Source organism: Actinosynnema sp. NPDC059797 (genome assembly GCF_042732085.1).
Taxonomy (GTDB): Bacteria; Actinomycetota; Actinomycetes; order Mycobacteriales; family Pseudonocardiaceae; genus Actinosynnema.
This window is the reverse complement of record NZ_JBHWIE010000591.1, coordinates 1-2979: the sequence shown is the minus strand read 5'-3', so window position 1 is coordinate 2979 and position 2979 is coordinate 1. Positions and strand designations below refer to the sequence as shown.

Sequence of the window (2979 nt, the reverse complement as noted above, 5' to 3'; positions counted from 1 at the left end):
GGCGTACCCGGCGTGCTGAACACCTTGAACCGGGTGCCGGAATTCCCGTACGCCCAACTCGGCACCTCGACGGTGAACCCGTCGAGTTCCGACAGTGCCTCCTGTGGCGACATCACGTCGTTCCTCTCGACAGCGCGAACACCGGTCGAGACGGACGATAGTGCGGCTTGTAACGTTTCACAACAGTGTCCGGTACGGATGCCCGAGTTGGGCTGCAGCGTTTTCGCGCCCTGCTACGCTCCTGCGAACACCGGGTTCCTTGACGTTTCAGTCGGTATCCGGTCGGTAGCGGAGGGAGAGGTGCCGCAGTGGCCGCGCCGAGCATGAAAGACGTAGCCGCGCACGCGGGAGTGGCGCTGGGCACGGTGTCGAACGTGCTCAACCACCCGGAGATGGTGACCGAGCGCACCCGCAAGCGCGTGCTGGACGCCATCGCCGAACTGGGCTTCGTGCGCAACGAGTCGGCCAGGCAGTTGCGCGGTGGCACCAGCCGCACCCTCGCCTACGTGGTGCTCGACACCCGCAACCCGTTCTTCACCGACGTGGCCGCCGGCGCCCAGCAGGTGGCGGACGAGGCGGGCCGCGCGCTGTTCCTGTGCGACGGCGGCGAGGACGCCGTGCGCCAGGCCAACTACCTGGACCTGCTCGAGCAGCAGCGCGTGGAGGGCATCCTCATCACGCCGGTGGTGGCGGACGACCCGCGCATCACCGCCGTGGTGGCCCGGGGCACGCCGGTCGTGGTCGTCGACCGGGGCGCGGGCCCGGACCGCTGCTCGGTGTCGGTCGACGACGTGCTCGGCGGCGACCTCGCCGTCTCCCACCTGCTCGACGCCGGCCACCGCCGGATCGCCTTCATCGGCGGCCCCCGCGCCATCGGCCAGGTCGCCGACCGCATCGCGGGCGCGGAACAGGCCCTGGCCCGCGCCGACGCCGAACCCCTGACCGTCCTGGAGACGGCGCGGCTCGACGTGGCCGAGGGCAGGCGGGCCGGTGAACGCCTGGCGGGCCTCCCGGCCGCCCGCCGCCCGACCGCGGCCTTCTGCGCCAACGACATGCTCGCGCTGGGGCTGTTGCAGCAGGCGGTCCGCCTCGGCCTGCGGGTGCCGGAGGACTTGGCGATCGTGGGCTACGACGACATCGAGTTCGCCGCGGCCGCCGCGGTGCCGCTCACGTCGGTGTCCCAGCCCCGGCAGCTGCTGGGGCGGACGGCGGCGGAGCTGCTGCTGGCCGAGGCGCGGGACCCGGACGGGCACGAGCACGAGAACCGGGTGTTCGAGCCCGAGCTGGTGGTGCGGGAGTCCACGCGCATCCGGCCGCTGGGCGGGGCGGCCTGACCAGAGGGTGGTGCCCCGGTCAGGAGTCGAGCGGTTTCAGCAAGGGGAGCGGGTAGAACGTTTCTGCGGGCAGGCGCTCCACACGCCCATCCTCGACGACGTTCCAGCCCAACCACCGCCAGGCTTCCTTGGTGCAACCGATGATCTCGTTCTTCTTGGCGTTGTAGACGGCCAGTTCACCTTGGGGGAAGAAGGCGAAGGTCAGACCGGTGTCCTGACCGGTGGCGTTCCAGACTCGGATGTCGTTGCTGCTGCTGGTGAGGATGCGGGTTCCGTCTGGTGACCAGGCTCGGAATCCGGCAGGGGCGGTCAGGTAGTAAATGAGTTGTCCGGTGGTGGCGTCCCATATGCGACGCCCGGTGAGGATGCGGGATCCGTCCGGTGACCACGTCGCCGCATGAACCAGGCTCGTGTCACCGGTGAAGTGGCGAAGGCGGGGTTCGTTGGCAGAGCCTGTTCTTGCGATGTGTGCGCTCGGCGCAATGAACGACCCGGAACCAGCATTCGGTGGCGGAGTGCAGTTGAGCAGTTGTGTCCGGTAGGTGTCCGCACGATCGAAGTCGACACCGTCGATTCCACACCCGCGAGCGGTGCGTCCGGGTTCGCCCGGCCGGTGGCAGGGCCGTCCTGCTCGGAACCCCGGGTGGTGCCGCCGCACGCGGCGGTGGCCAGCACGGCCGCCATCGCGAGGGCGATCAGGCCGGTGCGCTTGGGCTGGGACATGGCTGTTCCTTTCACGGCGGGGACTCCGTCGTCGCTGGGATCCGCTGGTCAGGTCGGTCGGCGCCGCCACCGGTCACGGGCCAGGGCGACCGCGTTGGGCACCACGACCGAGGCGATGAGCAGCCCGCCGGTGACGACGTTGAGCGCGTCGGCGGCGACGTCGGCGAGCTGGAGGGCGTTGCGGACGGCGCCGAGCAGCAGCACGCCGGCCAGCACGCCGAGCAGGGTGCCGCGACCGCCGAAGGTGGACACGCCGCCGAGCAGGACGGCGGCGACCACCGCCGGCTCCAGGCCCGCCGCGTTGTCCGCCCGCGCGCTGGCGAACCGCAGCGTCCAGTACACGCCGGCCAGGCCGGACACCGCACCGGACGCGACAAACAGCCAGAACTTGACGCGGGCGACCCGGATGCCGGCGAAGGCGGCGGCCTCGGCGTTGTCGCCCATCGCGTAGAAGGAGCGGCCGAACGGCGTGGCGTGCAGCACGACGCCGAACACCACCGCGAGCGCCGGCACGACGACCACCGCCCACGGCACGGCGCCGCCCGAGACCGCGGCGCCGGTCCAGCCGACCGGGAAGTCGGCCACCGCCTGGTCGCCCAGCACCACGAACGCCGGGCCCCGGTAGGCGGCGAGCGTGCCGATGGTCACCGCGAGCGAGGGCAGCGCGAACCGGGTCACGAACACCCCGTTCACCGCGCCCAGCACTGCGCCGAGCAGCACGGCCAAGACCACGATCAGCTACTTGGTGACGTCGCGGACCTCCAGCAGGGGAGCCGCGCGCTTCGGGTCCATTCGGCACCTCCGGCAGTGAAATGTTTCAAAGCGGTGATGCAGCGCGAGGTTGGGGGAATTCGAAAGGAGAGGCCAACGGTTCTTGCGCAACGTTCCAACCGCAGCTGCGGCCCGGGGCGCCGCGGGTCGT

2 protein-coding genes and 1 pseudogene are annotated in these 2979 nt (G+C 71.0%); 1 reads left to right on the top strand and 2 read right to left on the bottom strand.

Annotated features, from left to right (window positions below; genetic code table 11):
• Positions 1-323: 323 nt before the first annotated feature.
• Complete coding sequence (locus ACFV4N_RS42125) at positions 324-1334, top strand: LacI family DNA-binding transcriptional regulator (protein ID WP_499678296.1); 1011 nt, start codon at positions 324-326, stop codon at positions 1332-1334.
• Positions 1335-1353: 19 nt separating this feature from the next.
• Here ACFV4N_RS42125 and ACFV4N_RS42120 read toward each other — a convergent pair whose 3' ends face one another.
• Together ACFV4N_RS42120 and ACFV4N_RS42115 are read right to left on the bottom strand one after the other, a co-directional pair.
• Complete coding sequence (locus tag ACFV4N_RS42120; RefSeq protein ID WP_499678295.1) at positions 1354-1992, bottom strand: WD40 repeat domain-containing protein; 639 nt, start codon at positions 1990-1992, stop codon at positions 1354-1356.
• A 113-nt stretch (positions 1993-2105) separates the two neighbouring features.
• Positions 2106-2792 (bottom strand): annotated as a pseudogene (locus tag ACFV4N_RS42115) (ABC transporter permease); the annotation flags it as partial.
• Between the last annotated feature and the right edge of the window lie 187 nt (positions 2793-2979).

Bases quoted from the DNA above. Each gene is read 5' to 3' on its own strand.
- ACFV4N_RS42125 (WP_499678296.1), top strand. From the start codon at position 324: ATGAAAGACGTAGCCGCGCACGCGGGAGTGGCGCTGGGCACGGTGTCG.